4 protein-coding genes are annotated in these 2,572 nt (G+C 56.3%); all 4 read left to right on the top strand.

The window, feature by feature from the left end:
• Nucleotides 1-873 (top strand): hypothetical protein (locus tag QMM04_RS22080; RefSeq protein ID WP_282997052.1); only part of this gene is annotated, 873 nt, incomplete at its 5' end.
• A gap of 16 nt (nt 874-889) precedes the next feature.
• On the top strand, nt 890-1,717 hold the full coding sequence (locus QMM04_RS22075) for a type VI secretion system accessory protein TagJ (protein ID WP_097116749.1): 828 nt from the start codon (nt 890-892) through the stop codon (nt 1,715-1,717).
• Nucleotides 1,707-2,234: a type VI secretion system baseplate subunit TssE gene (gene tssE, locus QMM04_RS22070; protein ID WP_282997051.1), complete on the top strand. Its 528-nt coding sequence runs from the start codon at nt 1,707-1,709 to the stop codon at nt 2,232-2,234. The genes QMM04_RS22075 and tssE overlap by 11 nt, the downstream gene beginning before the upstream one ends.
• A gap of 35 nt (nt 2,235-2,269) precedes the next feature.
• The coding region (locus QMM04_RS22065) for a type VI secretion system baseplate subunit TssF (RefSeq protein WP_282997050.1) at nt 2,270-2,572 on the top strand (303 nt) is incomplete at its 3' end.

Below are 2,572 nucleotides of genomic sequence, written 5' to 3'. Positions count from 1 at the left end.
GTCTGGATCGATGACGTCAAAGATAACCAGCTGGCGAGTTGGTGTCAGAAGAGTGTGGATCTGCGTATCGTCAGCAAAGGTGAAAAAAGTGCCAGCGTGCTGGATGGCTTCCTGCCGCGTGTCGCCGGATTAATGGCGTCGCAGTGCAAATCGCTGCAACAACTGCACTGGCAATTGCAGGATGCAGAAGGTAATGCACTGGCAGAAGGTACTGCCGAGCGGACGAAAGATTGGCAGCCGGTGGTTACCCCGCCACCGCAGGCGGCGATCCCAACACCTCAGGTAGCCACCCCGACACCGACTATCAGTTCACCGCCTGCGGACACCACGCCCTGGCAGCAATTCAGTCTGTTAGATGGCTGCCACTTCCGCACCTGGTGGCAGCAACCGGCTCAATTCAGCGCCATCTTTGTGCCGACAAAGCAGGGGCTGGTGTGTGGCAAGGATGGCTGGTTGAGCGGCAACAGCAATCTGACACAGATGGGTAACGGGGCCACAAAATCAGTCTCTGTGACTTATTTACAAGGTTTCCCGATTGCCGGGTTAAGCAGCGGGCAGTCGACCAGCGAACTGACCATCACCACCGTCAACCGTGAACGTATGGTGCTGGCTAATGAGAAATCCCCGGAAAGCTGGTTGGTGCTGCCGTTCAGTACCCAATTTAATGGCTGGCAGGCACCGCAGCAGGTGGTAGTGCAGATGCACGCCAGCGATGCAGCCGATGAAAGCGCACTGCGCGCCCGCTTGCAGGAAGTGCGCAAAGTCTGGTTGCCGTGGTTGAAAAGCGCCGCGCCGCTGAAAGTACAACTGGTGGAGCAACTGCATCCGGAATTGAAAGATCCGGCCGCAGCGGCTTACCGCACCCTTAACTAGCGCAAAAGGAGTTTGCATGGAGTCATTACAACAACGTCTGGCTGATGCATCACTGGCAGAGAATCTGGCCCGTACCACGGCGCAGATTCAGGCCAATCCTGCCGATGCCAACCTGCGAGCCACCTTTGTCCAACTGCTGTGTATGGCCGGTAACTGGACGCGTGCACAGACACAACTGCAATCCTGGCTGGCGCTTACCCCACAGGCACAACCCACCATCACTCTGTTGCAACAGGCGATTGCCGGGGAATTACAACGTGCGGCGGTGTTACGCGGTGAGTCGCAGCCCCAACTGCCAGGCAGTGCCTGGGCATGGAGTGAAACCCTGCTGGCGGCGTTGCAAGCCGAGGTCAAGGGGGATGAGGCACGCGGCGCAGATCTACGCCAGCAGGCGCTGGAGCAAGCCGACGCCAATCCCGGTACCTTAGAGCAGCAGGACCAGTCAGTGGCGTTCCCGTGGTTGATGGATGGCGACAGCCGTTTTGGTCCAGTATGTGAAGCCATCGTCAATGGTCGTTATTACTGGGTGCCGTTTGCCGCTATCCGGGAAATGCAGTTCCAGGCACCGGCCAGCGTAACGGATTTGGTGTGGCGTCATACGCTGATCCAACTGGTGGATGGCAGTGAACAGGTGTGCCAGATTCCGGTGCGCTATCCCTTACCGGCGCAAGCGGAGGAATCCTGGCTGCGCGCCAGCGTCACCGAATGGCAGCCGCTGGGCAACGTTGACAGCCAGTTTATCGGTCTGGGACAGAAAGTCTGGCTAAGCGACAGCGCGGAATTCTCACTGATGACACTTCAGCGCATCACTTTTAACGATATCGGGCCAGCTTATGAGTCGTGAAGACGGCTATGCACAGCTGCACGGCGGCTATCGTGCACGTAAAACCCGCGACACGCTGACCTCACGCGACAAGTTGCAGTCCTCGCTGCTCGATCGCCTGACAGATGATGCACCGGATAAACGGAGCGAGCCGAACAACAGCGTCCTGATTACCCATAACACGCTACGCCGCCATGTGCTGCGCGATTTACAGTGGCTGTTTAACACTATCAATAACGAAGCGCAGCAGGATCTCAGCCCGTTTGGTGAGGTACAGCGATCGGTATGGAATTTCGGTGTCGCGCCGCTGGCCGGACAAAACATGTCGGATATCGAATGGCCGGACATCCAGCGCAAAATGACCAATGCCATTTTGCATTTTGAACCACGCATATTGCCACAGGGTTTGCAGGTCCGTTGTGTCAGCGATCTGACGGCGCTAGACCTGCACAACGTGTTATCGATTGAGATCAAAGGTCGTCTATGGTGTGTGCCTTATCCGCTGGAATTTCTGTTTCGTACCCAGGTCGATCTTTAGAATGGCCATTTCGAACTACAGGATGCGGGGTAATCATGGACAGCAAACTGCTCGACTACTACAACCGTGAACTGGCCTATCTGCGTGAGATGGGCGCCGAGTTTGCCGAACGTTATCCCAAAGTGGCAGGTCGGCTGGGGATGGGCGGCATTGATATCGCCGATCCTTACGTAGAACGGTTAATGGAAGGCTTTGCATTTCTCACCTCACGTGTTCAGCTAAAAATGGAAGCGGAATTTCCGCGCTTTTCTCAGCGAATGCTGGAGATGATTGCACCTGGCTATTTAGCGCCAACACCGTCAATGGCGATTGCCCAATTGACGCCGGATAGCCGCAAA

This window comes from Pantoea sp. Pa-EAmG, from assembly GCF_030024295.1.
Lineage (GTDB): Bacteria > Pseudomonadota > Gammaproteobacteria > Enterobacterales > Enterobacteriaceae > Pantoea > Pantoea dispersa.
This window is presented reverse-complemented; position numbering and strand designations above follow the sequence as displayed.

Excerpts from the sequence above, each read along its gene's own strand:
- tssE (WP_282997051.1), top strand. The coding sequence starts at position 1,707 with ATGAGTCGTGAAGACGGCTATGCACAGCTGCACGGCGGCTATCGTGCA.
- QMM04_RS22075 (WP_097116749.1), top strand. The coding sequence starts at position 890 with ATGGAGTCATTACAACAACGTCTGGCTGATGCATCACTGGCAGAGAAT.